Here is a 23,887-nt window from a genome sequence, read left to right on the forward strand (position 1 = left end):
CTTGACTATACAACACCCAAACAGTTGTATGGTTCGATTGAATCACTACAAAAAACTTGATTTAGTGAAGCGTTAGTTAGACAATAGCAACTCAAACAGCCCAATCTGTAAAGATTTGGAAAAACCTTAGCACAAACGTAAGACTAAGCGAGTATCCATAAACAGTTGTGCTGGCGACAATAGCAAGAGTGAACCACCTGATCCCTTCCCGAACTCAGAAGTGAAACCTCTTTGCGCTGATGGTAGTGTGGGGTTACCCATGTGAGAGTAAGTCATCGCCAGCTCATTATTCCTGAAAACACCCCCTTCAAGAGAAGGGGGTGTTTTTTTATGGGCGGGATTTAATAAAAGGAAGAAAAGCCCTTATCTGCCAACTCTTCCTATTTAAAGAAAAATACATAAAATATAATAGTTTTTAATTATGAGATTATTTATCAAATTTTTAGTTTCAATAAGGATGAAAAAGTTTTACTCATCTTATTTTATTCCAGTTGCCTACGTGCATGTTTAAACGCAGTTCTTAGCCCTTCTTCTAAAGTGGGATGATAAAAAGGTTTATCTAAGATTTCATCAATTGTTAAATCTTCAGCGATGATCCAAGATAATAAATGCGCCATATGTTCAGCTGACTCAACAAAAAGTTCACTTCCTAAGAAGTTACGTGTTGCCTTATCAATATAAACTTCAATAGTACCTTTATTTTTGCCCAAAACCATCGCTCGCCCTTGTTTTTCGTATGAAACGATTCCAGTCACAAATTCGATCTTGGATTGAGTAAGCTGTCTGAAACTCTGTCCCACAATAGCCATTTCAGGTTGACTAAAAACAATCCCTAGTGGAGAGAGAGTTTTGATATTTTTAAGTTTAGGAAAGTTTAAACAATTATAAACCGCAGCTCGCCCTTCATGGGCAGCTTCATGCTGAATTGGGGAGTTGGTATGAGCATCGCCAATAATGAAGATTGGATAATCGTCTAATTGTTTAGTTTTTTCATCTACAGGAAGTTTTTTTAGATCACTAAATTTAGAATCGATATTTTCTAGATTTAAACTATTTAAATAACTGGAACGTCCTGTTGCGACCAATAAATAATCTGCAGTAATACTGTTTTGAGTTCCTTTTTCTGTGTAATTAATTTTAACTTTATTGCGAAATTTTCTAACTTGTTCTGGGAGTACTTCAAACTTGATATTTAATTCTTCACTTAAAATATTTTGAGCAATCTTTTGTAGTTCTGGACTAGTAAGGGAGCCAACTTTACGACTACGTGCAAAAACAGTCGTTTTCACCCCTACACGTTGCATGGCTTGTGCAAGTTCAATCGCAATAACTCCACTACCGATCACTGCTAATGATTTAGGCAAGGTTTCTAGTTCAAAGATTTGATCAGATGTGATGAGCTTATCCCCAAGTTCATTTTTCCAATCACTATTAATAGTGGGGGTAGATCCAACAGCGATAATAAAACTTTTAGCTTGGTAATGTTGTTGATTAACTAGAACCGTTTTTGAATCGATGAAATGAGCTTTTCCAGAGATTTTATGGGCATTATCCCAACGATTAACTTCTTTGAGTGTTGCATGGGTAAAATGATCCCGTAGTTCTCTTACATGTCGCATCACTTGAGACGTGTCTATTTTAGCTGAAACCCTTAATGCAACTTCTTGAGCATGTTGAATTTCATGCATTCTGTTAGCTGTAGAGATGAGCACTTTGCTTGGCATACAGCCGACACGGGCACACGTGGTATCCCAAGGACCATCATTAATAATAAGAATGTTTTGAGTGTGCTTTATTGCTGCTTTATATGCCGATATTCCTGCAGTACCCGCACCGATGATAATGATGTCGTACATAAAAAATTGTCAGCTCTATGAAGTGATATTTTATATTCATAGTATATTAAAGGTATGTCACTACAGAGTTTGTAAAAAATGCTATTTAAATACTGTTTTAAAAATTAAATGGATGTCCCCACACTCACCCCAACCGTAGGTCGAACATTCATCGAGCTACATCCAAACATGACACATGAAATAAGCAGTAGAAAAATTATTTTATTCATTGAGCAATCCCAGTTTTTTTAGCTTCATTAAATAAGAGAAGAGCGTGTGCCCCTTCGACATATCATTAAAATTGGTTTTGGAAGCTCATTATAATATTTTGAAAATTCAATCACGTCTGTTTTAGAAACTTTACCGATTGATAATCTGTTGATAATAAATAAAATTAACATGAATTTGTTCGGCAATACTGCGCAATTGATTGATGGAAACCAGATTGTCTTGTTACTGATCAGAACGATTCACAATGACCGATCTAAAACCTTGATGTATCAAAGTTTCAAATTTGTTTACCATCATTTGACCTGTAACACTTACAGAAGAATTTAAACTACGGGTTAAATCAGTAGTTTCTGCAAAGATCTATGTATTGCAGGTCAAACTTAAACTAAATTAAGCACTATAAACAACGTGCTTAATCTTCCAGTAAATCCATTTGTTTTGCGATTTGATATAAATTATTTGAGCGATTACCTGTACGACAAAACATCAATACTGGTTTCGGAAGTTCATTGAAGTGATTTGCAAATGTACGTACATCGACTTCAGTAATTTGACCAGCAACGACAGGTTGGAAAACGTAATCTAAACCCGCATTGCGCGCAGCTTCTTCAATTTGTGCACTTGTAGGTTGTTCTGCACCACCTTCCATATCCGGACGGTTGTTGATAATCGATTTAAAACCTTTCTCGGCAACTTGTGCTACCTGTTCCGGGGTGATTTGACCTGCAAAGCCGACATTTTCACTCATTTCGTCACTCCATAATTCGTTAAATAGATTTATGCTTTATGATAGCATTAAGCTGAAACTGGAGCTTAATCTGTTGAAATTTTTATAAGCGATTACAACCATAAAATAACGCAATGGAGCGCGTATGCATTCCTATACAGTTGAACCACTTTATGTAAATAGTGGGAAAGAGGTTATTGCTGCAGATTTTTACCGTCCCAAAACTGAACATAAGCCTGCTGTCATTATTATGGCGCATGGTTTGGCAGCCTTGCGTCAATTTAAACTGGTTCAGTATGCCAAGCGTTTTGCTCAAGCCGGTTATGCAGTGGTATTGTTTGATTATCGTTATTGGGGTGGAAGTACGGGCCGCCCACGAGAGCTGGTGTCGATTCAATCTCAACTAGAAGATTGGCGAACCATGATTGCGCATATTTTAGAGCGAAAATCAGTAGATACGCGACGGATCGTACTTTGGGGTACCTCTTTAAGCGGTGGTTATGTCCTAAATTTGGCTGCAGAATTAAAAAATATTCAAGCCGTAATCGCACAAATTCCCTTTGTTGATGGAACAGAAAGTGCCAAGCTTTACCCTTTACAACAACTACCGAAAGCATTAAAAATATCAAGTCAGGACTATATGGGTGCAAAAGTGGGCATGTCCCCAAAAACCTTGCCTGTCGTAGACCGGACGGGCTTATGTTTTATGCCGACAGCCGATAGTTATGACGGATATTTATCCATTGTCAATCCAGATTATTTCTGGAGTGGAGAGATTCCGGCGCGGATCTTTTTTAATTTAATTCGTTATCGTCCTATTCAAGATGTGCGTAAAATTAGTGTTCCTGTTTTATTTATTGCTTCCAAACAAGATAGCCTGATCCCCCTTGAGTCGAGTCGTGAAACAGCAACCAATATTGCACCTTATGTACAATACCATGAGTGGGATATGCAACATTTTGATATTTATCATGGTCAATGGTTTGAAAAAGCCATAACTACCCAATTAGAATTTTTACATCAACATATTGGAGTGAGCTAAATGATTATTGTATGTCCTGCGTGTGGTGCTAGAAACCGAGTACCTGAAGATAAACTAGAGGCAAATCCAAACTGTGGTCAGTGTCAACATGCGCTTATTCCTCTGGCTCCAATTGAATTGAATGAGCACAATTTTAGTAACTTTGTCACCCATAGTGAGTTGCCTGTACTGATTGACTTATGGGCGGAATGGTGTGGTCCTTGCAAGATGATGGCCCCTCATTTTGAACAAGTGGCAAAACAAAATCCAAGAGTGATTTTTGCGAAAATTAATACCGAACAATCACCCCGACTCAGTGGTGCTTTTAATGTACGAAGTATTCCCACCTTAGTTTTGATGAATAAAGCCAACGAAATTGCTAGAATAAGTGGTGCTTTACGATCTACAGAGCTGCAACAGTGGCTAGATCAACAATTGAATGCCAAAACTGGGAGCTAATGTGTCAGATACTTATGTAAAACCTGAAGGAACCCTTTCCCTTCAAACCATTGCGATGCCAGCAGATACCAACTGGAGTGGTGATGTATTTGGTGGGTGGATTGTTTCACAAATGGATTTGGCAGGTGCAATTCACGCAGAGCGTTTCAGTAAAGGGCGCTGTGCAACCATTTCGATTAATCAGATGACTTTTCTGGTTCCGGTAAAAGTCGGTGATGTGATTAGTTGCTATACCAAGATTTTAAAAGTGGGGAATACCTCAATTCAAATGCAAATTGAAGTGTGGGACAGCCATGATGATTCACGTGAACCGATCCGTGTGACCGAAGGGGTATTTACCTTTGTGGCGGTAGACGTGAAAGGTGGAAAACGTCAAATTCCCGATGATGCAAAACAAAAATATTTAGCATCGCAACCCGCGTAAGAATCATATAAAAAAGCCCAACAATGATTGGGCTTTTTTATATTTTGAATTTTTTAAAACAGCATCTGGTTTATTTTGAACTAAGCAATATTCTTTACATAAGTAAAAATTCGTCACTTGATTTAGCTTTAGGCAACGAAAATTAAAAATTAAATTATCTTTTTAATTGTGACTTGGATACCCAAGCCCAGAGCATTTCGCATTGAATTGGCTCTTCACCTGATTCATCTGTAACACGAACTGAAACTAAGGTTTCACCTTTTTCAGTACTTTGCATTAATTTTTGCTGATCATCGGTGAGTGTTGCAGTGGCAGTCATGGCACCTTTAGTTGGGCGTTTAAAATCGATTTTTAAACTTTTGATGAGCATAATACAGGAGTCAGGAACATTCATCCCGGTGACAAAACCGGTGGCTGTTTCAGCAATCAGTGCCATGGCACAGGCATGTACCTGACCAATATGGTTCTGCATCGCACGATGGTTTTCGATTTTCACCACCACTTTGGCGTGACTTACTTCGAGATAGCTAATATTGGCACTACCCACCATCGGCACGACCCGACCAAACACTTTGCTCCACAGGGTACTGCGAATGCCTTTCGGGAGTTTAGAGGTGGCTTTAACCAGTTTTGATAAACGATTGGTCGGTGTCATGAAGTTCCTCGACTTACTGCATTAGTAGATTAGTCTTTAAAGTTATTAAACTGCAAAGGCACACCAAATTGTTGTTCTTTTAAGAACGCCATAATTTGTTGCAAAGTATCGCGCTTCTTGTCAGTTACACGAATCTTGTCACCTTGAATAGAAGATTGCGCTTTAATGCCGCTTTCTTTAATGGCTTTATTAATTTTTTTTGCAGTATCAGAGTCAAGACCATCTTTAAGCTTAATCACTTGAATGACATTTTTACCTGAAGCGGTCATTTTTTGTGGATCAAGGGCTTGAATATCCACTTTACGTTTAAAGAAATGATTTTCCAACATGCTATACACTTGTTCGCATTGGAAATCACTTTCAGTCGTAATCTTGATTTCTTTATTTTTTTCGCTCAATTCAATAGAAACGTCTTGGCCACGGAAGTCAAAACGTGTCGCAATTTCTTTTTGCGTGTTTTGAACAGCATGATTTACTTCAAAAATTTCTAATTCAGATACAATATCGAAAGAAGGCATGGTTTAGACCTTTACAAAGGGAAAGAATATCTGAGATGCTAGGGATGTTTTCTTCATTTGCCAAGTGTTGTTTACATCAAAGGAGTGCACAATGATCCGTAAGCAAGAAATTACAACATTTGAGTTCCCAGAAAATGCGGTTATCTGGGATGTTCGTGATACAAAAGCCTTTGCTGAAGGTCATGTAAAAGGTGCTGTAAATCAGCCCATCGATGACTTGAGTGCAGACAGCTTAACTCAAGTGGAGTCGGATCAGACCATTTACATTTTATGTGGTGGTGGTAGTAAAGCACCACGTGCTGCTGAAAAGTTAGATCACTTAGATAGCTCACGTGAGTATGTTGTATTGATGGGTGGCACTCGTGCTGCACGCGATGCAGGATTCCCTTTAGAACAGGGCGCTTAAGAAAAAAGCACCGTAAGGTGCTTTTTTAATGGCTAAAAAATGAATTCCGTTTAATCCCTCTTGGTATAAAGGGAGATTTTTTATTTTGCTGGTTTTTTAGAGCGAGCTTGGGACTAGTTTTTGATAGTAAGGCTTTTTGGGTTTTACTTTTTTAATAAAGCGTTGTGGATTAAGTTTATTCACCCAATATGAAGTCAGCGGGCAGGCTTCCCCTAAAACTTGAGCAGCCAAGACTTCACTACATAACGGTGCAAATAAAAAGCCTTTAGAGCCTAAAGCGGTAAAGGTATAGATTTCCACATCGGGCTGAATTTTTCCAAGCAGTGGGAAATAGTCCGGGCTTTGTGTCCGTACAGAAGCACGACCTTGCCAGGTTTCAACAGGCGGCAAAGATTGTGCATAATTGGGAAAGACACTGTGGATCAGTGAATAGTTATGCACATGATCTTCTAGCAGCACTTCATCATCATCCCGGTGTGGATAAAAAGAAGCCCCTAAAATCAGATGATGCTCATCCAGCTGCATGCAATAACCCCCATAGCTATAAGCCTGTTCAGGTTGCAACGGCTGATTCACATTATTCACCCAACTGACTTGCCCGCGATTCGGTTTAAGTTTGGGGAGTTGTTCCGCAAAGTTTTTACTGTTCAGTGCCGCACAAACAATCACGTGATCGAACTCTCCCAAACATTGCTGCGTGCTGTCGATCACTTGAATGTTAGATTCAGTCTTTAATTCAACGATTTCCGCTTGCTGAAATTGAATAGCAGGATGCGCTAAAATTTGATCGCGTAATTGATGCGGTGAAACCGTACCTGCTTGTAATAATTTTAAGCTCGGAAATTCGGTTTCAAGATCACTTTGATTTACTTTTTCCGCAAATACCCCGTGTGGATATTGCCCTGCGAGTTCAAGTAAATCATCATCCTCTTTAAGCGCCAATTGGTTCACCTGAATCGGACGAAAAGCTTTGAATTTTTGATAATGCGGAATGGCATATTGCCATGCCAAAGTGACCAGATGCTCAGCACTTTGCTCAATACGACCTAATCTGGGATTGAGTAAGGCCAGTGGATTGCCAGAAGCTCCCGCAAGAGGCGCTGATTGGTCGTAAATCGTGACTTGATGACCACGCCCGGCAAAGGCATAGGCACAACTTAAGCCAGCTATTCCTGCGCCAATAATCGCAATTTTACGTTGTTTAAATGCTGAAACTGAATTTATTAATTCGGATTGTTCTATTTCTGTGGCTTTTGATTTAAGGACTTGTTGATCTTTAGCTTCAGGAGGATTCCAGATCGCTGTGAGCATCTGACGTTTATGCTTAAAACCGGGTGGAAGAGAAATGGTAATTCCATGCCCACTTAAACCACACTTTAAAATACCCGCCACGCTAAAAGAGGCAAAGGTCGTTCCATAATCAGACAGTCGGACAATATGGCTTAAAATATGCTCTTGCCAGAGATCGGGATTACAAGCAGGTGAAAAACCATCTAAAAACCACGCATCTACGGCTTTGGTTTTGGCAATGACCGGCAAGACCTCATTGGCATCACCGAGCCATAAATCGATGGAAAAACGATCTTTAGGGAAGCTCAGTCGGTGACAACCGGCAATAGGCAATGGATATTGCTCGATCAGCTGTTGGGCTAAAGGTTGCAGTTCTGGCCAGGCATTGAGTGCACGAATAAAATCAGCTTTGCTGAGTGGAAATTTTTCCACGCTGATCAAGTGCAGATGGCTTCGGTTATTCGGGCGTAGTTGTTGCCACATTTGCCATAACGCTAAAGCATTTAAAGCTGTACCAAAACCGGTTTCGCCGACACAAAAATATTCAAAATCTTGCAGCTTTGCCAAACGTATTGCGAGGTCATTACCATTCAAAAAGACATGTCGGGTTTCGAGTAAACCATTGTCTCTAGAAAAATAGATGTCTCCAAATTGTTTGGAGACAGGAATATCAATCCCATCCACACATTGCCAATCCAGATCAGCAGTTTGAATTGCACTAGACAAAACCTAAGCAACCTTTAAAACAAAAAAAGATAGCGGTGTTTTACCACTGACGACGACGTTTGGTATAGACATAACTTGCAACCAAGAACCCAAGCAAGACACCGACTGCAATGGTTGCAGCGCCGTATAAAAACATTTGTGCACTACGTTCACTTTGTAAAACTTGTACTTGAACGCCCAAGCTGTCATTTTTTAATTGCAGCTCTTGGTTTTGCGATAAGGCATCCAGATTGGCTTTTTCCAATTGTTGTAAACGGGTGGCTTGATCCTTAACTAAAGCTTTAACTTTGGCATCTTGCAAGGCTTTATTTTTCGCAATTTGTTCTGCTGTTAAAGGTTTTGCTTCTTGTGGTAGACCGTTGGCATCAACGTTACCAGCAGCAGGAACAGTGCCGGGTTTATTTGCAGGCAACGTTTGTGGCTTTTGGGGTTGTGGCGGTGGTGTTGCAGTCGTTGCTTGAGCAGCAGTCGCTACAGTAGGAGCGGGAGCAGCAGGAGCGGTTTCTACCGCCCATGCAGTTGAACATATAAGAGATAAACCCAATAAGCTTGAAACAACAACGCGCATGATTTTATCCTTGAGGGAAAGCTTTATTAAAAGGTTTCACATCAATATGACCGTATACGCCTTCTTTTAAGAAAGGCTCTTCTTGTAGCCATGCATCAAGCGCTTCACGCGATTCAAAGTCGACAATAATGGTACTGCCATAGAAACCCGCTTGTGGATTGCCTGGATCTTTCGGCATGGCACCAGCAACAATTAAGCGACCTTCATCATTTAATTTTTGTAGACGTTCAAGATGTTGTGGGCGTGTAGCAAGACGTTTTTCTACTGTACCTTCGTTATCTGTACAGCTTACGACGAATAAAGGCATATTCTTTCTCGATCTGTTGACCTAAATTATTCTTCAGGCGACTTAAAATATTTGCGCAAGACAATAAACTGAATAATGATAAAGGAAAACATCACAATCATGTCACCAAATGCAGTGAATTCACCCCAATATTTTCCACCTAAAAATAAAAAAGCGAAGAAAATATGCAGGCAAGACATGAATATGAACATTGCAGCCCATGCGATGTTTAAATTTTTCCAGCCTTTTGCCGTTAAATTGAAAATTGGACCAAATAAACGCTGAATCAGTGGTTTCTTATCTTTCATAAAATAAGGCGAAAGTAAGAATGCGCCCGCGAAGATAAGATTTAAAAGAACTGCTTTCAAACGAATATAAAAATCGTCGCTGAGCATTAACGTGACGCCACCAAAAATCACCGTCATAAACAACACAATCCATTGTTGTTTGTCTAAACGGAATTTTTGTATAACAAACAAAGCCCCATATACCACAAGCATGGAAATAATCAGGCCTGAGGTTGCAACCAAAATATTATTGTTATCTATACCGCCTGCAGAACCAATCAATTGCAGCAGGGGATGCTCAGTATCTTTGGGATCGACGGTTTTATATAAATAAAAGAAAATAATGAGTGGCACAAAGTCTAAAAGTGCTTTCATGTTAGAGTATCTAAATCTGATCAAATAAATGACGTAGTATAAGTGATGCAAGGCGTAGATTTACATACACACAGTAATATTTCTGATGGAACTTTATCTCCAGAACAACTTGTGCATGCAGCCATTGAAAAAGGTATTCATACCCTTGCGCTGACTGATCACGATACTATGGATGGCTTAAAAATAGCTGAAAAAGTTGCCTTGGATTTACCATTGAACATTATTTCAGGTGTAGAAATTTCTAGTCAATGGTCACGACCTGCAACTCAAAAAAGTTATGCGGTACATATTGTGGCCTTAAATATGCAAGATCCAGAACCGTTGCAGCGAGTGCTAGAACAACAAAAACAGATTCGCGCGATCCGTGCCAAACAGATTTGTGATTTGCTGATTCCGCTGATTGGTCAGGATATTTATGCAGATGTGATTTCTAAAGTGGATGGCATTGCAGACCGTATTACCCGCACCCATATTGCCAAAACCTTAGTCGAAAAAAAGATTGTGAGCCGCCCGCAACAGGCTTTCGATAAATATATAAAAGAAGGTAAAAAAGCCTATGTGAAATTTGATGGTCTGGGTTTAGAAGAAACCATTCAGGTTATTCATGAAAGTGGTGGCTATGCAATATTGGCACATCCGACCAAATATGATTTATCGGCGACGAACATTCGTTATTTGATTGAGATCTTTGCCAAATTCGGTGGAGACGCTGTTGAACTTCCTCCAGCGATTGAACCGGCCTCTACCCGGCAGATGGTTGATCGTATGATTGAGGAATTCGATTTAAAAGTTTCTGTGGGCAGTGATTTTCATGGCGATCATATGCCGTGGATTCGATTGGGTAATATTCCTCGCCTTAAAGAAGGGCAAGTCGGGATTTGGGAGAGTTTTGTTTGACCTCTCCCTGACCCTCTCCTAGAAGGAGAGGGGATTTCCATTATTTAAATTCAGAAATGATAAAGCTCCTTCTCCCTTTGGGAGAAGGTTGGGATGAGAGTCTAAAGCAAATTATGATCCTGCGCCTGAATTGGTGGCGGTGTCGGTTTACCTAAAGTTCCTAACAGTTCAATTTCAATGGTGCGCACCATTGAATCTAAAGGCAAGTCATTACTTTGCGTACCAAAAGGTTCTTCAATTTCCGAACTTAAGGCATCTAAGCCCAAAAAGGTATACGCCAAAATACCGACCATTAAGGGAGTCGCTAAACCTAGGGTTGAACCCAAGCTAAATGGCAGCATAAAACAGAAGAAATACACGGTACGGTTCAGCAAAACCGAATAGGCAAAGGGCAAAGGCGTGGTCGCAATACGGTCGCAACCGGTTTGAACCAGACTCAATTCAGCCACGTGCTGGTTCATCTGCATATAAATAATATCGGAAATTTCACCATCTTTAAGGGCTTGCATCAATTCCCATTGAATCAAGCTTAAAGTGTATTGTGGTGCATTGGCCTGCTGATAAAGCTGGGTTAAAGCCTGCTGGCTCATGCCACTGGTTTCAACCAATGTCATTTGATTTGCAGTTTGATGACGTAAACGATCACGCAAAACATTGGCAAACACAATCACGTGCTGAATCACACGTTCACGGCGGCCTTGGCTGAGCATACGGCAGTCGCGGTCAAAGTGCCGGGCATTGGCAATCAGCATTCCCCAAAGTTTACGCGCTTCCCACCAGCGATCATAACAGGCCGTATTTTTAAAACCCAGAAAAATGGACAGCACGACACCAATGAGGGTAAAGCCCACTAAAGGAAGTTCCGGGAAATGAAAATAACCAATATAAGATAATCCACCAATCACGGCGGAAATGAGCATGACCACACCTAAAGGAGGCAAAACCTTGGGCAGAATGGTTCCGCGCCAGGAAAATAGCAGCTTGAATACACTAGGTTGATCACGAACAATCATGTTATTAGTATCATCAAAATTTTTGTTGATCTTCAGTGTTGGCTGGGCTTTTGTCAATATTTGTTACATTTTTATTGGGGCTGAATAAGCCCATGTTCAGCAAAAGAATAACTCCCTTCCGGGGAAATAATGCAATGGTCAATCAGGCGGATTTCTAATAAATCGCAGGCCGTTGAAATATGTTGGGTTAATTCAATATCGGTATTGGAAGGCAGCGGCATTCCAAAAGGATGGTTATGCGCAATCACGATGCTACTCGCATGTTGATTAATTGCATGGCGTAGCAATTGATTAATCGAAATTTCACACGAATTTATTGAGCCATAGAACATTTTTTTAAAGCTTATTTTTCTTAAATGGACATCGAGGCAAAGCACTGCAAAAACCTCTTGAGTTTCACCCAATAATTCAAACTTTAAAAAATCTAAAAGTGTTTTTGAGTTACTTAATTCAATTTTTTCCTGTTTTAAATGTTGTGAGATATAACGCCGTCCCAATTCTTTTACCGCCATCAGCTGTGCATATTTGGTTTTGCCAATGCCATGAAACTGGCTTAAATCCTGAAGGGTGGTATCAAAAATTGGATTGAGTCCGCCAAAATGTTGTAACAGTATTCGTGACAGTTCAACAGCGGAATGTTGTCTGGAACCGGAACGTAAAAAGATTGCCAGCAGTTCTGCATCTGACAAACTGCTTGCACCTTGTTGAATCAGTCTTTCGCGTGGACGTTCTTGTTCTGGCCAATGTTTAATCGATGAATTCATTGTTTTTAGACTTTTTTATTATTAGTGAGAGTAATTAGACCTAAGTGCTGACTTGGGCATGACTTTATTTAATGCTATTGTGAGCGCCACTGCAACACAAAGGTAGCCTGTTTGTGAGCTTCGATTTGAGTGTGATTCCAAATAAAAACATTGTTTTAGCTGTAACTGGCGGTATCGCGGCCTATAAAAGTGCCATTTTAGTTCGTCGCTTAAAAGATGCGGGCTTTAATGTCCGTGTGGTGATGACGCAAGGTGCGCAAGCATTTATTACTCCGTTAACCTTCCAGGCCTTGTCGGGAAATCCGGTACATACTGAATTACTCAATCCTGAAGCAGAAGCGGGCATGGGGCATATTGAATTGGCACGTTGGGCTGATTTATTGCTGGTTGCACCTGCAAGCTGTGACACTTTAGCGAAATTTGCTGCCGGTTTGGCCGATGACCTATTAAGTACTTTATATCTGGCAACCAAATCTCCGGTTTGGGTGGCTCCGGCCATGAATCAGCAAATGTGGGCAGCCAAAGCCACGCAGCGTAATTTAAATACGCTGGTTGAAGATGGTGTACATGTGATTATGCCGGATGCAGGTTCACAAGCCTGTGGCGATGTTGGTTTGGGACGTATGCCTGAGCCTGAAGATTTAGCACGACAAGTGACTCAGTATTTCCACAAAGCACAACGTGCGATTGCCGAAAAATTTGGCATGCTGGCAGGTAAACATGTGGTGGTTACTGCGGGACCGACCCGTGAAGCGATTGATCCAGTCCGTTATATTTCCAACCATAGTACCGGGAAGATGGGCTTTTCCTTGGCCGCTGCCTGTTATGCAGCAGGTGCGAAAGTAACTCTGATTGCTGGCCCCGTGAGTCTGGATACACCGAATGGTGTACGCCGGATTAATGTTTCCTCTGCTGTACAAATGTTGGACATCAGCATGCAAATGCTGGATGAAGGTTGCGATATTTTTATTGCGACAGCCGCAGTTGCGGACTACCGAGTTGCTGAAGTTGCCGAGCATAAAATTAAAAAAGCCGGTGATGAGCTGAACGTTTCTTTAATTAAAAACCCAGATATTGTCGCGACCATTGCCCAGCAACAAAAACGCCCATTTATGGTGGGGTTTGCAGCGGAAACCCGCAATGTCGAAGAGTATGCAGCGGGTAAACTGGTGGCGAAAAAACTCGACATGATCGCTTGTAATGATGTATCACGGCCTGATATTGGTTTTGCCTCTGATGAAAATGCCATGATAGTGTTCTTTGCCGAACAGTATCAAATGCAGAAGCGTGATCTGGAAAAAGCTTCAAAACAGGAAATTGCGCAGCAGCTGGTGGAAGCAATTCATGATGCCTTGCACAATGAAATAGAACCGGTTTAAAGAAGCTGAAGTTCTGGATTAAAATGCAACGAATCCGTTGCATTTTTTATGGAATTTACACTAGGTTTAATGCTTAAAATGCAAATAGTCAGAACAATTAAAAAGCAACAATAGCATCAACAATAATAACCAAAGTTTTTAAATGGATCTTTAAAAGGACGTCAAACATGATCAAAAAAATTTTAGCCACAATGATACTTTCTTTCACTTTGTCATTCAGTAGCCTGAGTTTTGCCGGCGAGCTTGGGCAGAGTATGAGTACGCTTGTGAAAAACTTTAAAATGTTTAATAAGGCGGAGAATCAGAGCGATGCGCTAAAAGCACTGGATCATATGAAAACTGCAGCTTTAGATGCAAAACAAGTGAAATTAAAAAAACATGATGCAAACGCACCGACCTCAGATACTTTATATGACCAATTGCTGGCAGAGATTGATAAAACCAGAATATTGGTACAGGTAGGTCAATTAGATCAGGCTAAAGTGGAAGGCAAAAAAATTGCTCTGGTGAAAGAACAGGGACATGCAGTTTACAATCCTCACTGATTTTATGCATATTCATCATTCAGAGAAATGAGTGCTGAAAACGTAGCATAAGCTGACAGTTTTTCTATTTTTTTAGTGGCTGCCATAGACGTTGTGCAAAGCTTTCTTCATTTAGCAATATATAAAGACAGCTGAAAAATCAAGATTAAAAAAATGCCAGCCCCATTTCTGAATGGTCTGGCATTGCTAATCACGCGAAAGCTTACAATCAATTTGAAGCCAGATCACTCTGATTTTCTTTCAAATAATCTTCAGTGCGTTGCATCGCTTCCTGAATATTGATTAACGCCGTTTCCACATCTTTTAAAGTTTTGGCATTACCGCCACTTAATGCCTGACGCCATTTACGTGCACCCGGCAAGTTTTGGAATAAACCTAAAATATGACGGGTGATAATGGAAAGTGGGGCACCTTCTTCCATACGTTTGGCAATATACGGCATCATTTGCGCCATAATATCAAAACGGTCAGGTGCTTCCAGATTCCACAGTTGTCCAAGTTCAGCCAATAAATATGGATTGTGATAAGCCTCACGACCAATCATCACACCATCGACATGTTTTAAATGTTGTTGGGTTTCAGCCAAGGTTTTTACACCGCCGTTAATTTCAATCAGTAGGTTGGGACGTTCCTGTTTTAAACGGTAGACATCTTCATAACGTAAAGGTGGAACATCGCGGTTTTCTTTAGGCGATAAACCCTGAAGCAAGGCAATACGGGCATGCACAATAAAGTTGTCACAACCGGTTTTGGCAACAGTATCGACAAAATGCAGCATTTCTTCATACGACTGCATGTCATCAATACCGATTCGGTGTTTGACCGTAACAGGTATATCTACAGCGTTACGCATTTCAGCAATACATTCAGCAACCAGGTCAGGCTCTGCCATTAAGCATGCACCAATTTTATTGTTTTGTACGCGGTCGCTTGGGCAGCCGACATTCAGGTTGACTTCATCGTAGCCCCAGTCTTGAGCCATCTTGGTACAGGTTGCTAAATCCTTTGGATTTGAGCCACCGAGTTGAAGCACAATCGGGTGTTCTTCATTGTTATAGTCCAAATGACGTTCCGCACCACCAAATAAAATGGCACCAGTCGTCACCATTTCGGTGTACATAATGATATTTGGATTAAACAGGCGGGCAAAAAAACGATAGTCACGCGTGGTCCAATCCATCATCGGGGCAACGGAAATACGAGGTTTTATTGAGTTATCAATAAGTTGTGGATTTTTCAGGGCTTTATCTACATTTTGCATATTGCATTTACTCGCATTTTTACTCATATTCCCCCATATTTCAGTATTTCGGTGCACCATATTTGCACCGTGAAATGGGTTTTGGGTCAGGGTGCAAATTTATGGGTACAGTTACAGAAAGAGTTCTGTCCACTGGTGTGAAAAAATACAGGGCGCAGGTGCGCGTGAAGCGACAAGGACTGCCGAATTTTACAGAGTCTAAGACATTTAGTAAAAGGTCATTGGCTGAAGCCTGGATTAAAAAACGAGAATATGAACTTGAATTGAATCCAGAACTGATGATTTCTGCAAATATTTCAAAGGGCATGACCTTAGCTGCTGCTTTAGAAAAATATTTAAATGAAGTTGAAGGTTTTGGAAGATCCAAACGCATGGGCATCCGCTTTTTAACTCATTGGCCAATCGGAAATGTCAAAATCAGTGATTTGACCAGGAAAGATTTCACTGATCATACATATTTAAGGCGGAAAGGGTATCCAGAAATTGGTGCAGATCCGATTGAATCAAGTACGGCCTTGCAAGATTTGCAATATCTTAAGGTAGTTTTGACGCATGCGGATCTCGTTTGGGGTGAAAAAGTGAATCTTTTTGAGCTGGAACAGGCGATGAAAGGTCTTCGCAATGCGCGTGTGATCACGAAATCCAAGAAACGTGACCGTTTACCCGCATCAAATGAGCTGCAATTACTGACCAATTATTTCTATAGACGTTGGAAAACCAGTAAAACGTCCATGCCTTTACATCTGATTATGTGGTTGGCCATCTATACCTGCAGGCGTGAAGATGAGTTGACCAGGCTTTTTTTAAATGAATATGACCAGGTGCATCATGAGTGGAAAGTTTTTGATTTAAAAAATCCGAATGGCAGTGCCGGCAATCATAAAAGTTTTAAAGTGACTGAACAGGCTGAACGTGTCATCAAAGAATTAATGAAGCCTGATGTGCGTGATCAAATGCTTCGTTTAGATTCTGCAGATCCGTCGGTGTTGTTGCCGTTGAATGCAAAATCATTTGCATCACGCTGGCGTGAAGCGATCAAGATGACAGGAATTGAAGATTTACGTTTTCATGATTTGCGTCATGAAGGTATTACCCGATTGGCTGAAGATGGTTTGACCATTCCACAGCTGCAGCAGATCAGTTTGCATGAGTCTTGGGAAAGTTTGAGACGTTATGTGAATTTGAAAAGCCGTCGTGATCGATTAGATTTTGTGGAAGCCATGAAAGTGGCCAAAAAATTGTTATAAAAAAAGCCCCATTTATTGGGGCTTTATTAGTGGCAACCAGTGCGTGATTTCATGTTCAAAGTGGCTACCGATCCAAAGACCTTCCCCACAATATGTTGCAATTTTAAAGTTTGGATCACAATGCGGTTTTTCATGAGAAAATGGGCGGTAAATTAGAACTTTCTGTCCAACCTTTGGTCTTTGTCTTTTTATATTAATCATTTGATAAGCATGTTGCATATTCACCTCAATGCACGTTTTTTAGGCGTGCATATTTATCCAATCTTGTTTTGAAATCTGACTTTGCTTGTTAAGCCACAAAGCAACGTCAGCAATACTCACCATGTAAGGGGCTTTGTTTGAATCTTCTGCCTTGAACGTTGGGAAGGGCAGGTCTTGAACGGCTGCGCGCTTCTTTGCTGTTTCAATTTTGAGATGCGGTAAAAAGTCCTTTACGATCACCTCCAGTGGAACCACTGGAGACTGATACTTCATGGCCAATAAGAAACTTGAATCAAACTGATTCAATACAGCGTTCATTTACTTGCATCCCCATCTTTCAATTTTTCTTTTGCATCTAGCATTTTTTTATCGAAAATTTCTTGAGCACAAGCAATTGCTTGTTGTGCTGCATGTTTCATGTCTTTAGCAAAAAACCAATTGTTTTGGTACCAGCCACCAATACTGCATGATTGAAATTCACCTTCATCTGTAAAATTAAAACGAGTCGGAATCGCTGTTTGAGTTTTCACAAGAAATTCAAAGTCAGAACAGTACAAAGAAAGATTTGATGCATGTTCATCATCGTATTCACCATTTTCATCTTCTTGCATCATGTTCAATACATATGAAAATGCAGGACATTGTTCAGTGAGTGGTTGGAGTATTCCATCATGACAGGATTCACAGAATTCTTTAAATTCATCACTAGGTTTTAAAACAGATAACGTTGGAACGTGAAGAATTGCTTCAAAACCAACATTGCTATTCCACATTTCTTGAGCCAATTCACGCGGAAAACTTGGTAATGTATTTTGTTGAGTCATTTTATAATTCCTTAATTAATATCCATTTGCCTGTGGTGCTGAATCCAGCATCTGTAAATTATCTGCACGAATTTCTGTGCTGTAGCGTTCCTGACCGTTTTGGTCGTTCCATTTACGTGTACGAAGTGAGCCTTCGATATAAACTTTTGAGCCTTTCTTTAAGTACTGTTGGGCAATTTCACCTAAACGATTGTTGGCCACAATGCGGTGCCATTCGGTTTGTTCAATCCAATCACCAGTTTGTTTGTTCTGCCATTTTTCAGAAGTGGCGATTGAAAACTGACAAACTGAACCACCATTTGGAAAGGTTTTGCTTTCAGGATTAGCACCTAGCGTGCCGAGCAAAATTACTTTATTTACGCCACGCATGATTCTTCTCCTGTAACTTTTGCAAAATGACTGAAATGTGCTGTGAAGCATTTTTGATTGTTGGTAAATGGGATCTTTGGGTTTTCGATATGACAGACATAAAGTTGATTTGTACCGACAATCTGTTTCACTTCAAAACGCTGATGACTGCTGACAATAAATTTGTAGCGTGCAAATTCACTTGGAATCCATACGGTGTCACCGATTTTAAAATCGTGAACGGTATTGATTTCAGGATCTGTGAAGGGTAGGGCGTTATCAAAATTGAGTTCAGCGGTTTCAAGTCCACCTGGTTGTGCTGTGCCAGTTTCAACAATGTTTTTCATTTCGTTGATCAGAATGCATGCTTCAGTTGGCATGTGCTGAATGCATGGGTGCTGATTCAGAACATTATGCAAACGCAGTACTCGCGCTGAAATGTCTTGGTGTTCAGCAATCATTTTGAAATAGCTTTGATCTTGAATTTGAGCGTTCATCACGAAATTTCCTTCACGCTGTTCATTACTGGGTCTAAAAATTCTTTTTTAAGCTGTTTTAACTGTTCTAGGGTGTAACTGTATTCACTGCTTTTGGTTTTGATCTCAATTGCACAACCTGATTCCTCTAGCGATAAAAATTCAGGTAAATCTTGAGAATATTTATCAAAACTGTCTTGTAGCTCAGCAATTAGAATTTCTACTTGTTCAACACCTAGATTTAATGGATTTTCAATTCTTTGAATCATTATTTTTTTGCCCCTAAATTTGGATTGGTGAATATCCAACACTTCACATTTCGGCTTGGTTTACCTGGTACATCACGATTTTTTGACACAGCTGCCACGTCATCTGCAGGGAAACGGTCTGAGTACACTTGTTTGTTGCTTTCAATGAATTTGTACTTGCGCGATGTGCGAAGTAACTTCTTCATTTCATTGATTTCAGGCAGCTGCTGATAATTACGTGCAGCCACTTTGTAAATTTCGTTTAAGTTGATTGCGACAGTTTGAGCATCGGCAGGGTGATGGTTTAAACCCCATTCTGGTGAACGATTGCCTTGAAGGTATTCGTAAGCGTCCCAGAATTTTTCCACGTCAGGATGATCACCATTCAACTGTTCAACACGTTCACGCGCCATTTGTTCAAGCATTTCTTGTGCTTCAAGCATGTCTTCCAAGTCGATTGGCAAAACGTGTTTGGTCATTGCTTCGATCAGTGCGGCCACTTGTGCATGACATAGGGCAATACGTGTATGGGTAATACCAATTGCATGATAGTGATCTTCAATTGACTGTAACTTTGATGCGTATGTCTCCAAGATCTTGTCTTCATTACGCAGGCAATGGGTCATGAAGGTGCATGCATCTTCAAGTTCCATGCGATCCAGTTCATCGACAATGCGTTTGGTTTCCAGTGACTGTCCTTTACGGTCAAAGTACAAGTGCAAAGTACGTGTCAAAATTGCTTCTGAAGCCTGAATTGCGGTGTTTTGAGAAATCAGAATGGCACCACGGAACGGTGGTTCATAGGTTTCATTGCCTGCAGTCTTTAAACCTTTGGAACGGATGGCACGTCCGTTGAAAGCATCTTTTAATTCATCCCAACTGAATTTTGACTTTTGAACAGCATTACCGTTCACGTCATTACGGTCGCCTTCGATCAGGACCACTGGCAAGTTTGCGATCTGTGCAAAGTTACGGTACACCGCCACGTTTGTGGATTTGTTGGCATCAAAGCCTTCATAGTCTTTACGACCTGAAAGTTTCCACATCATTTCAATTAAACGTGATTTACCTGCACCGGCTTCACCGACAATTTCCATAAATGGATATGAGCTGTGCATGGCACGGATTTGTTCAGCAAAATATGAACCCATCCACCAAGCCAAAGCCACAATGCCTTTGGCACCACGGACTTTATGGAAGTCATTCCACCATGACGGATCAAACTGTTTTTTCGGGTTCAATGTGATCGCTGGTGAACTTGCCAGTGTTTTAATTTCCTGACGTTTTACTTTGAAAAAGTCATGCTCATTGATCGGGATGATTTGCCCTTGATGAACGGCATATTTTTCAAAAATATAGGTTTGGTATTCACGGCTATAACCAATGTAATCAATGGTTTTGACTTCACGCAAACGTTCAGTTTCACGTTTGATGAACGTCTCCAGCTGCATATCTGTACCTGTCCACATTGCACCGGACATCACAGACATGACACGTGGTTTGAACTTAGAACGTGATGACATTTGATCAGCAGTAAATGTGGTTTTTGCTTCTGACCATGGGCTTTGCAATTTGAAGTAGTACCAAGATTCATCGGTAATTTCATTACGCTGGAAGTACAACGGTTCAATCTGAGCATTACAGATTTCTTTTGCTGCTGAACAGTTCTTCAATGCACTGGCACGGATCTCTTTATCAGTGAGGATCTGACCACCATTTTCTGCTGCTTCATTGTTGCGGTCTTCCAGGTGCTGAACTGCTTTATTGAATTTGTCATAGTCCAGTTCCCACCAGTACAAACGAAATTTGTGGTTGTAATAGAACGTGTGACGACGACCTTCATAGAAGTTGTAAATTAAAAGACCGGCTTCTTCTGCAGTTTCAGCAATGAGCAATTCACCATAGTGTTTGTACTTTGGAAATTGATCAGGGTTGAGTTTGTCCCACTGAAACAAGTCATTCCAATCGAGTTTTTTACCGCCATTTGCCGGTGGTTGTGCAGCAGTAGATGACCAACCTTCAACACGTGAACGTTCATGCCATTTAACGGTATAACCTTTACCTGCCGAATCATTGTCGAATGCCCAGCGTAAACGTGGCTTGTCAATTTTGAGTTCATGACAACGGTCTGCAATTTGCTTTAAGAATGCAGAAGGGTAGTTGACACATGATAGACAAGATATGGCTTTGACACCTGACTGACTCAGTGCAATGGCATCAAAGATCCCTTCAGTGATCCAGATCGCTTGGCCTTTTTCCCCTAGACGGCAGATTTCATCTAATTCATGTACTGACCATGCTTGGCCAGCATTTTTAAACCCATAGTTAAAGCGTGCTTTTTTATTGCCAAAACGTTCTGGTCGGTCAATCAGACGTTCCCAATAGTTTTTGTCATCTAGCATAAAGCGAACAGTGGCACTTGATTCGCCAGTGTTTGAATCTTTGTAGAACTGTTGGGTGTATTTACCAATCAGGTTTGAAATGTCAAAACCACGACCTTCAGATAAAAATGCATCTGCTGCAGCGTTTGGATTGGTGTCGGTTTGCGGATGGTATTCAGACCAGTCTTTGAATAAGTCTTCACAAATATCTTTGACGTGTTCTTCATAGCCACATTTTACCAAGCGACCACATTTCACGATACGTGGATTGTGGGCATGGGTATAAAGTTCTTTTTTACCGCATTGTGGGCAGATCCCTTCACGGAACCATTCGCCACGTGTCTTGAAGCTGAACATTTGTTCAAGACGGTCAATGATGCGGTGCTTTATCTCTGACATTAATTCACACCCTGATATTTAGTTTCAATGATATGAAGCCAGTCGCATGCATCTGTGTAAGTCATGTGGTTCTGGTCATAAAGGGCTTCTATGTAGCCTTTGAGTTTGATTGCAGCAATCATGCGTTGATTGCCTTGTTCTTTTTGCATTTCTTGTATGCATTGCAATAAAGCTTCAGTACCATTTCGGTTTTTAAGCTGTGCTTTACGCTTATTTGATAAATCTTGAAGTGTTAACATTATGTTTACTCTTGCGTGAAATTGTAAACTCCTAAGCCTTTTCAGATGCTTAGGTGTTATTTTTCGCAATGAAAAAAGGGTTATCAGGGTCTGCAATTTTTGACAATTCATTTGCAACGGCTTGACGAATCACATTAGAAATAGTCGTGCGGTTTTTAGCTGCATGGATACGCATGTAGTCTTTTTCGGGTTGGGTAAAATGTGCGCCACTCATTTCTGTTCGGTTTTCTTTGACTGTAGACATTTGAGTTACCTTTTTTTAAAGTTTCGATATATCAACAGTGTTAAACTGTTAAAGTGATCATATTACGAAATATCGAAATATTCAATAGTGTTAGAGGTAAAAATGTCGATAAATGATAATTTTTTAGAGCGTGGGGCGCGTTTGAAAGCGGAAAGAAACCGTTTGAAGCTGACTCAACCTGAAATGGCTGAAATTATAGGTAAAGCAGTCGGATCTATAGTCCGTTATGAAAAGCATGGTGATGCCTTGAACCAGGATCAGCTGATTGCTTTGAGTAATGCAGGATTTGATGTCTTTTATATTACGTTTGGTTTAAGAGCTGATACTTTAAGTGAGCCTGAGCATGAAATTGTCACGGCATATCGTAGTCTGGGTGATGATGCCAAGGCTGCTTTTGTCAAAATGGTCAAGGCTTATGTGGCACAGTAATTTCAGGGCAAGCCTAAATCATCTACCCCAACCTTAGTTGGGGTTTTTTAGTGCTTTATATTGCTTTGGCGATCTGAACGACTTGGTGGTGTAGGGTGTTGAGGAGAGCGTTTAGTTCTTCGCTTGTGATTTCATGCTGTATTGATAGTTTGGTCAGTACAGAGAGTGTTTGTTCCAAGTTTTGAATTGGAAAGCGTATTTCGTCCAGTATTTCTTCTGCAGTCATGGTGTTATGGCTGTTAATGTCCAGTATTGAGTTCATTGTTCCCCCTGTCTATTTATAGTGGGTTTATTTTGCTGAAAATTGTTTAAAGAATACAGTCATGTGCGACAATTTTTGTCGCACAGGGTGGCCGATTTTGTAACTAATTCAAGAGTGGTGGATTTGTTTGGAACAACCAGCATTTGATATTTTTGCTGTGTAATGCGCTGTAAATCTGTCGGTTATTTTGCATAAACACGGGGTGAGGGCTTTGGCTTTGCATGAGTATGGCAAAAAGCTGGTGCTTGAGTGGTAAACCTTCTATGCACTGATAAATCTGAGAAATATTAAGTGCCAAGATATATGGATTACGACTGTGATTGAGTCTATGTAAGCCATAGCTATTCACACTTGCCCAGAAGTCATTCAGCATTTTACTGTCGATGATGTTCTTTGTTTCTAGTGATAAACAGGCGATAGGCAATACGTCACGGCATAGATTGCCTTTGTTGTGCCAAAGCACTTCGGCATTTTGCATAAAGCCGTTATTGTCGTGGTGAATTTGACTGACGGTATAAATAGGACCACCAGATTTGAGCTGTACCACTGCACCAATATGGATGCATTCATTGTTGCCATGCAGGTTGTAAAGCATGGCTGCCATTTGGTTAAAGGTGTTGATGTAGGCTTCTTTGATTTTTGCGGCTGCTGCACCAGTAAAGCCCATGACCAAAAACATAAAACCGTCTTTGGTCATTTCATAGTATTTGGATTCACGTGTTGCACCATTGCCAATTTCAATGGTTTGAACATGAGCGCAAAAATGCGCTGATGTAAATTCAGGCGAACAATCTAAGCTTTCAATTTTGCGTAAAACATCTTTATGCTGTTTCGCAAAAACTTCAGCCACTTTTAAACTGGTGGTTTTAACTTGCTGGTCTTGAATAAAAACCGCGTCATCAATATGTGCAATTGCGTTCAT

Annotated in this window: 29 protein-coding genes, 1 rRNA gene and 1 pseudogene; 10 read left to right on the forward strand and 21 right to left on the reverse strand. The window is 40.5% G+C overall.

Going from position 1 to position 23,887, the window contains the following annotated elements; genetic code table 11:
* Positions 1–169 precede the first annotated feature (169 nt).
* Positions 170–284, forward strand: a 5S ribosomal RNA gene (rrf, locus tag HLH16_RS12690).
* Positions 285–482: 198 nt separating this feature from the next.
* Here the strand turns inward: rrf and HLH16_RS12695 are convergent.
* The gene (locus HLH16_RS12695) at positions 483–1,856 is read right to left on the reverse strand and encodes a dihydrolipoyl dehydrogenase (RefSeq protein WP_171529591.1); all 1,374 of its coding nucleotides are present in this window, start codon (positions 1,854–1,856) and stop codon (positions 483–485) included.
* Positions 1,857–2,478: 622 nt separating this feature from the next.
* Entirely contained in the window at positions 2,479–2,814 is a 336-nt protein-coding gene (locus tag HLH16_RS12700) for a protein tyrosine phosphatase family protein (protein WP_171529592.1), read from the reverse strand.
* A gap of 124 nt (positions 2,815–2,938) precedes the next feature.
* Between HLH16_RS12700 and HLH16_RS12705 the strand changes: the two genes are divergently transcribed.
* The 3 genes from HLH16_RS12705 to HLH16_RS12715 are packed head-to-tail and all read left to right on the forward strand — an operon-like array spanning position 2,939 to position 4,697.
* Entirely contained in the window at positions 2,939–3,835 is an 897-nt protein-coding gene (locus HLH16_RS12705) for an alpha/beta hydrolase (RefSeq protein WP_171529593.1), read from the forward strand.
* Complete coding sequence (gene trxC / locus HLH16_RS12710; RefSeq protein ID WP_131288712.1) at positions 3,836–4,273, forward strand: thioredoxin TrxC; 438 nt, start codon at positions 3,836–3,838, stop codon at positions 4,271–4,273.
* Position 4,274: 1 nt separating this feature from the next.
* Positions 4,275–4,697 carry an acyl-CoA thioesterase gene (locus HLH16_RS12715; RefSeq protein WP_171529594.1) on the forward strand — a complete coding sequence of 141 codons (423 nt, stop codon included), beginning with the start codon at positions 4,275–4,277 and terminating at the stop codon, positions 4,695–4,697.
* 154 nt (positions 4,698–4,851) lie between these two features.
* Here the strand turns inward: HLH16_RS12715 and HLH16_RS12720 are convergent, their stop codons facing one another.
* The gene (locus tag HLH16_RS12720; RefSeq protein WP_171529595.1) at positions 4,852–5,352 is read right to left on the reverse strand and encodes a DUF4442 domain-containing protein; all 501 of its coding nucleotides are present in this window, start codon (positions 5,350–5,352) and stop codon (positions 4,852–4,854) included.
* 29 nt (positions 5,353–5,381) lie between these two features.
* On the reverse strand, positions 5,382–5,870 hold the full coding sequence (locus tag HLH16_RS12725) for a YajQ family cyclic di-GMP-binding protein (protein WP_067723050.1): 489 nt from the start codon (positions 5,868–5,870) through the stop codon (positions 5,382–5,384).
* Positions 5,871–5,961: 91 nt separating this feature from the next.
* Between HLH16_RS12725 and HLH16_RS12730 the strand changes: the two genes are divergently transcribed.
* Positions 5,962–6,276 carry a rhodanese-like domain-containing protein gene (locus HLH16_RS12730; RefSeq protein ID WP_171529596.1) on the forward strand — a complete coding sequence of 105 codons (315 nt, stop codon included), beginning with the start codon at positions 5,962–5,964 and terminating at the stop codon, positions 6,274–6,276.
* Positions 6,277–6,372: 96 nt separating this feature from the next.
* Here HLH16_RS12730 and mnmC read toward each other — a convergent pair whose 3' ends face one another.
* The 4 genes from mnmC to HLH16_RS12750 are packed head-to-tail and all read right to left on the reverse strand — an operon-like array spanning position 6,373 to position 9,808.
* Complete coding sequence (gene mnmC, locus HLH16_RS12735; RefSeq protein ID WP_171529597.1) at positions 6,373–8,292, reverse strand: bifunctional tRNA (5-methylaminomethyl-2-thiouridine)(34)-methyltransferase MnmC2/FAD-dependent 5-carboxymethylaminomethyl-2-thiouridine(34) oxidoreductase MnmC1; 1,920 nt, start codon at positions 8,290–8,292, stop codon at positions 6,373–6,375.
* A gap of 40 nt (positions 8,293–8,332) precedes the next feature.
* The gene (locus HLH16_RS12740) at positions 8,333–8,860 is read right to left on the reverse strand and encodes an SH3 domain-containing protein (RefSeq protein WP_171529598.1); all 528 of its coding nucleotides are present in this window, start codon (positions 8,858–8,860) and stop codon (positions 8,333–8,335) included.
* A 4-nt stretch (positions 8,861–8,864) separates the two neighbouring features.
* On the reverse strand, positions 8,865–9,167 hold the full coding sequence (locus tag HLH16_RS12745) for a YciI family protein (protein ID WP_171529599.1): 303 nt from the start codon (positions 9,165–9,167) through the stop codon (positions 8,865–8,867).
* Positions 9,168–9,193: 26 nt separating this feature from the next.
* A complete protein-coding gene (locus tag HLH16_RS12750; RefSeq protein ID WP_171529600.1) occupies positions 9,194–9,808 on the reverse strand; it encodes an inner membrane-spanning protein YciB in 615 nt (204 codons plus the stop codon).
* A 45-nt stretch (positions 9,809–9,853) separates the two neighbouring features.
* Between HLH16_RS12750 and HLH16_RS12755 the strand changes: the two genes are divergently transcribed.
* Complete coding sequence (locus HLH16_RS12755; protein ID WP_171529601.1) at positions 9,854–10,705, forward strand: PHP domain-containing protein; 852 nt, start codon at positions 9,854–9,856, stop codon at positions 10,703–10,705.
* Between the two features lie 101 nt (positions 10,706–10,806).
* Here the strand turns inward: HLH16_RS12755 and HLH16_RS12760 are convergent, their stop codons facing one another.
* Together HLH16_RS12760 and radC are read right to left on the reverse strand one after the other, a co-directional pair.
* Positions 10,807–11,718: a bestrophin family protein gene (locus HLH16_RS12760; RefSeq protein ID WP_131288697.1), complete on the reverse strand. Its 912-nt coding sequence runs from the start codon at positions 11,716–11,718 to the stop codon at positions 10,807–10,809.
* A gap of 71 nt (positions 11,719–11,789) precedes the next feature.
* A complete protein-coding gene (gene radC / locus HLH16_RS12765; protein ID WP_171529602.1) occupies positions 11,790–12,482 on the reverse strand; it encodes a RadC family protein in 693 nt (230 codons plus the stop codon).
* A gap of 113 nt (positions 12,483–12,595) precedes the next feature.
* On the opposite strand from radC, the gene coaBC reads away from it, so the two are divergent.
* Together coaBC and HLH16_RS12775 are read left to right on the forward strand one after the other, a co-directional pair.
* On the forward strand, positions 12,596–13,861 hold the full coding sequence (gene coaBC, locus HLH16_RS12770) for a bifunctional phosphopantothenoylcysteine decarboxylase/phosphopantothenate--cysteine ligase CoaBC (RefSeq protein WP_131288693.1): 1,266 nt from the start codon (positions 12,596–12,598) through the stop codon (positions 13,859–13,861).
* A 167-nt stretch (positions 13,862–14,028) separates the two neighbouring features.
* Complete coding sequence (locus tag HLH16_RS12775; protein WP_171529603.1) at positions 14,029–14,406, forward strand: cytochrome b562; 378 nt, start codon at positions 14,029–14,031, stop codon at positions 14,404–14,406.
* Between the two features lie 208 nt (positions 14,407–14,614).
* Here the strand turns inward: HLH16_RS12775 and dusA are convergent, their stop codons facing one another.
* Complete coding sequence (dusA, locus tag HLH16_RS12780; RefSeq protein ID WP_171529652.1) at positions 14,615–15,667, reverse strand: tRNA dihydrouridine(20/20a) synthase DusA; 1,053 nt, start codon at positions 15,665–15,667, stop codon at positions 14,615–14,617.
* Positions 15,668–15,768: 101 nt separating this feature from the next.
* Between dusA and HLH16_RS12785 the strand changes: the two genes are divergently transcribed.
* On the forward strand, positions 15,769–16,914 hold the full coding sequence (locus HLH16_RS12785) for a tyrosine-type recombinase/integrase (protein ID WP_171529604.1): 1,146 nt from the start codon (positions 15,769–15,771) through the stop codon (positions 16,912–16,914).
* Positions 16,915–17,154: 240 nt separating this feature from the next.
* Here the strand turns inward: HLH16_RS12785 and HLH16_RS12790 are convergent, their stop codons facing one another.
* From HLH16_RS12790 to HLH16_RS12825, 8 genes and pseudogenes are all read right to left on the reverse strand, one after another.
* The gene (locus tag HLH16_RS12790) at positions 17,155–17,433 is read right to left on the reverse strand and encodes a pyocin activator PrtN family protein (protein WP_171529605.1); all 279 of its coding nucleotides are present in this window, start codon (positions 17,431–17,433) and stop codon (positions 17,155–17,157) included.
* Positions 17,430–17,939 carry a hypothetical protein gene (locus HLH16_RS12795; protein WP_171529606.1) on the reverse strand — a complete coding sequence of 170 codons (510 nt, stop codon included), beginning with the start codon at positions 17,937–17,939 and terminating at the stop codon, positions 17,430–17,432. The genes HLH16_RS12790 and HLH16_RS12795 overlap by 4 nt, the downstream gene beginning before the upstream one ends.
* Before the next feature lie 30 nt (positions 17,940–17,969).
* Positions 17,970–18,308: pseudogene (gene ssb, locus HLH16_RS12800) on the reverse strand (single-stranded DNA-binding protein); the annotation flags it as partial.
* Positions 18,296–18,784, reverse strand: coding sequence for a hypothetical protein (locus HLH16_RS12805; protein ID WP_171529608.1), 489 nt, complete (start codon positions 18,782–18,784; stop codon positions 18,296–18,298). The gene HLH16_RS12805 and the pseudogene ssb, both read right to left, overlap by 13 nt.
* Positions 18,784–19,032, reverse strand: coding sequence for a hypothetical protein (locus HLH16_RS12810; RefSeq protein ID WP_171529609.1), 249 nt, complete (start codon positions 19,030–19,032; stop codon positions 18,784–18,786). The genes HLH16_RS12805 and HLH16_RS12810 overlap by 1 nt, the downstream gene beginning before the upstream one ends.
* Positions 19,032–21,791, reverse strand: a complete 2,760-nt coding sequence (locus HLH16_RS12815; RefSeq protein WP_171529610.1) for a toprim domain-containing protein — start codon at positions 21,789–21,791, stop codon at positions 19,032–19,034. Before HLH16_RS12815 ends, HLH16_RS12810 begins: the two co-directional genes overlap by 1 nt.
* Positions 21,791–22,030 (reverse strand): hypothetical protein, encoded by a 240-nt coding sequence (locus HLH16_RS12820; protein WP_171529611.1) that lies wholly within the window; start codon positions 22,028–22,030, stop codon positions 21,791–21,793. The genes HLH16_RS12815 and HLH16_RS12820 overlap by 1 nt, the downstream gene beginning before the upstream one ends.
* Positions 22,031–22,079: 49 nt before the next feature.
* Complete coding sequence (locus HLH16_RS12825) at positions 22,080–22,274, reverse strand: hypothetical protein (RefSeq protein WP_171529612.1); 195 nt, start codon at positions 22,272–22,274, stop codon at positions 22,080–22,082.
* Positions 22,275–22,376: 102 nt separating this feature from the next.
* On the opposite strand from HLH16_RS12825, the gene HLH16_RS12830 reads away from it, so the two are divergent.
* Entirely contained in the window at positions 22,377–22,703 is a 327-nt protein-coding gene (locus HLH16_RS12830; RefSeq protein ID WP_171529613.1) for a helix-turn-helix domain-containing protein, read from the forward strand.
* Between the two features lie 55 nt (positions 22,704–22,758).
* On the opposite strand, the gene HLH16_RS12835 is transcribed toward HLH16_RS12830, so the two are convergent.
* On the reverse strand, positions 22,759–22,965 hold the full coding sequence (locus tag HLH16_RS12835) for a hypothetical protein (RefSeq protein WP_171529614.1): 207 nt from the start codon (positions 22,963–22,965) through the stop codon (positions 22,759–22,761).
* A 103-nt stretch (positions 22,966–23,068) separates the two neighbouring features.
* Positions 23,069–23,887: a Rha family transcriptional regulator gene (locus HLH16_RS12840; protein ID WP_171529615.1), complete on the reverse strand. Its 819-nt coding sequence runs from the start codon at positions 23,885–23,887 to the stop codon at positions 23,069–23,071.

It is taken from the genome of Acinetobacter sp. ANC 5378, from assembly GCF_013004315.1.
Lineage (GTDB): Bacteria > Pseudomonadota > Gammaproteobacteria > Pseudomonadales > Moraxellaceae > Acinetobacter.

Bases quoted from the DNA above. Each gene is read 5' to 3' on its own strand.
- HLH16_RS12695 (WP_171529591.1), bottom strand. From the start codon at position 1,856: ATGTACGACATCATTATCATCGGTGCGGGTACTGCAGGAATATCGGCA.
- HLH16_RS12700 (WP_171529592.1), bottom strand. From the start codon at position 2,814: ATGAGTGAAAATGTCGGCTTTGCAGGTCAAATCACCCCGGAACAGGTA.
- HLH16_RS12705 (WP_171529593.1), top strand. From the start codon at position 2,939: ATGCATTCCTATACAGTTGAACCACTTTATGTAAATAGTGGGAAAGAG.
- trxC (WP_131288712.1), top strand. From the start codon at position 3,836: ATGATTATTGTATGTCCTGCGTGTGGTGCTAGAAACCGAGTACCTGAA.
- HLH16_RS12720 (WP_171529595.1), bottom strand. From the start codon at position 5,352: ATGACACCGACCAATCGTTTATCAAAACTGGTTAAAGCCACCTCTAAA.
- HLH16_RS12725 (WP_067723050.1), bottom strand. From the start codon at position 5,870: ATGCCTTCTTTCGATATTGTATCTGAATTAGAAATTTTTGAAGTAAAT.
- HLH16_RS12730 (WP_171529596.1), top strand. From the start codon at position 5,962: ATGATCCGTAAGCAAGAAATTACAACATTTGAGTTCCCAGAAAATGCG.
- HLH16_RS12740 (WP_171529598.1), bottom strand. From the start codon at position 8,860: ATGCGCGTTGTTGTTTCAAGCTTATTGGGTTTATCTCTTATATGTTCA.
- HLH16_RS12745 (WP_171529599.1), bottom strand. From the start codon at position 9,167: ATGCCTTTATTCGTCGTAAGCTGTACAGATAACGAAGGTACAGTAGAA.
- HLH16_RS12750 (WP_171529600.1), bottom strand. From the start codon at position 9,808: ATGAAAGCACTTTTAGACTTTGTGCCACTCATTATTTTCTTTTATTTA.
- HLH16_RS12755 (WP_171529601.1), top strand. From the start codon at position 9,854: ATGCAAGGCGTAGATTTACATACACACAGTAATATTTCTGATGGAACT.
- HLH16_RS12760 (WP_131288697.1), bottom strand. From the start codon at position 11,718: ATGATTGTTCGTGATCAACCTAGTGTATTCAAGCTGCTATTTTCCTGG.
- radC (WP_171529602.1), bottom strand. From the start codon at position 12,482: ATGAATTCATCGATTAAACATTGGCCAGAACAAGAACGTCCACGCGAA.
- HLH16_RS12775 (WP_171529603.1), top strand. From the start codon at position 14,029: ATGATCAAAAAAATTTTAGCCACAATGATACTTTCTTTCACTTTGTCA.
- dusA (WP_171529652.1), bottom strand. From the start codon at position 15,667: ATGCAAAATGTAGATAAAGCCCTGAAAAATCCACAACTTATTGATAAC.
- HLH16_RS12785 (WP_171529604.1), top strand. From the start codon at position 15,769: ATGGGTACAGTTACAGAAAGAGTTCTGTCCACTGGTGTGAAAAAATAC.
- HLH16_RS12790 (WP_171529605.1), bottom strand. From the start codon at position 17,433: ATGAACGCTGTATTGAATCAGTTTGATTCAAGTTTCTTATTGGCCATG.
- HLH16_RS12795 (WP_171529606.1), bottom strand. From the start codon at position 17,939: ATGACTCAACAAAATACATTACCAAGTTTTCCGCGTGAATTGGCTCAA.
- HLH16_RS12805 (WP_171529608.1), bottom strand. From the start codon at position 18,784: ATGAACGCTCAAATTCAAGATCAAAGCTATTTCAAAATGATTGCTGAA.
- HLH16_RS12810 (WP_171529609.1), bottom strand. From the start codon at position 19,032: ATGATTCAAAGAATTGAAAATCCATTAAATCTAGGTGTTGAACAAGTA.
- HLH16_RS12815 (WP_171529610.1), bottom strand. From the start codon at position 21,791: ATGTCAGAGATAAAGCACCGCATCATTGACCGTCTTGAACAAATGTTC.
- HLH16_RS12820 (WP_171529611.1), bottom strand. From the start codon at position 22,030: ATGTTAACACTTCAAGATTTATCAAATAAGCGTAAAGCACAGCTTAAA.
- HLH16_RS12825 (WP_171529612.1), bottom strand. From the start codon at position 22,274: ATGTCTACAGTCAAAGAAAACCGAACAGAAATGAGTGGCGCACATTTT.
- HLH16_RS12830 (WP_171529613.1), top strand. From the start codon at position 22,377: ATGTCGATAAATGATAATTTTTTAGAGCGTGGGGCGCGTTTGAAAGCG.
- HLH16_RS12835 (WP_171529614.1), bottom strand. From the start codon at position 22,965: ATGAACTCAATACTGGACATTAACAGCCATAACACCATGACTGCAGAA.
- HLH16_RS12840 (WP_171529615.1), bottom strand. From the start codon at position 23,887: ATGAACGCAATTGCACATATTGATGACGCGGTTTTTATTCAAGACCAG.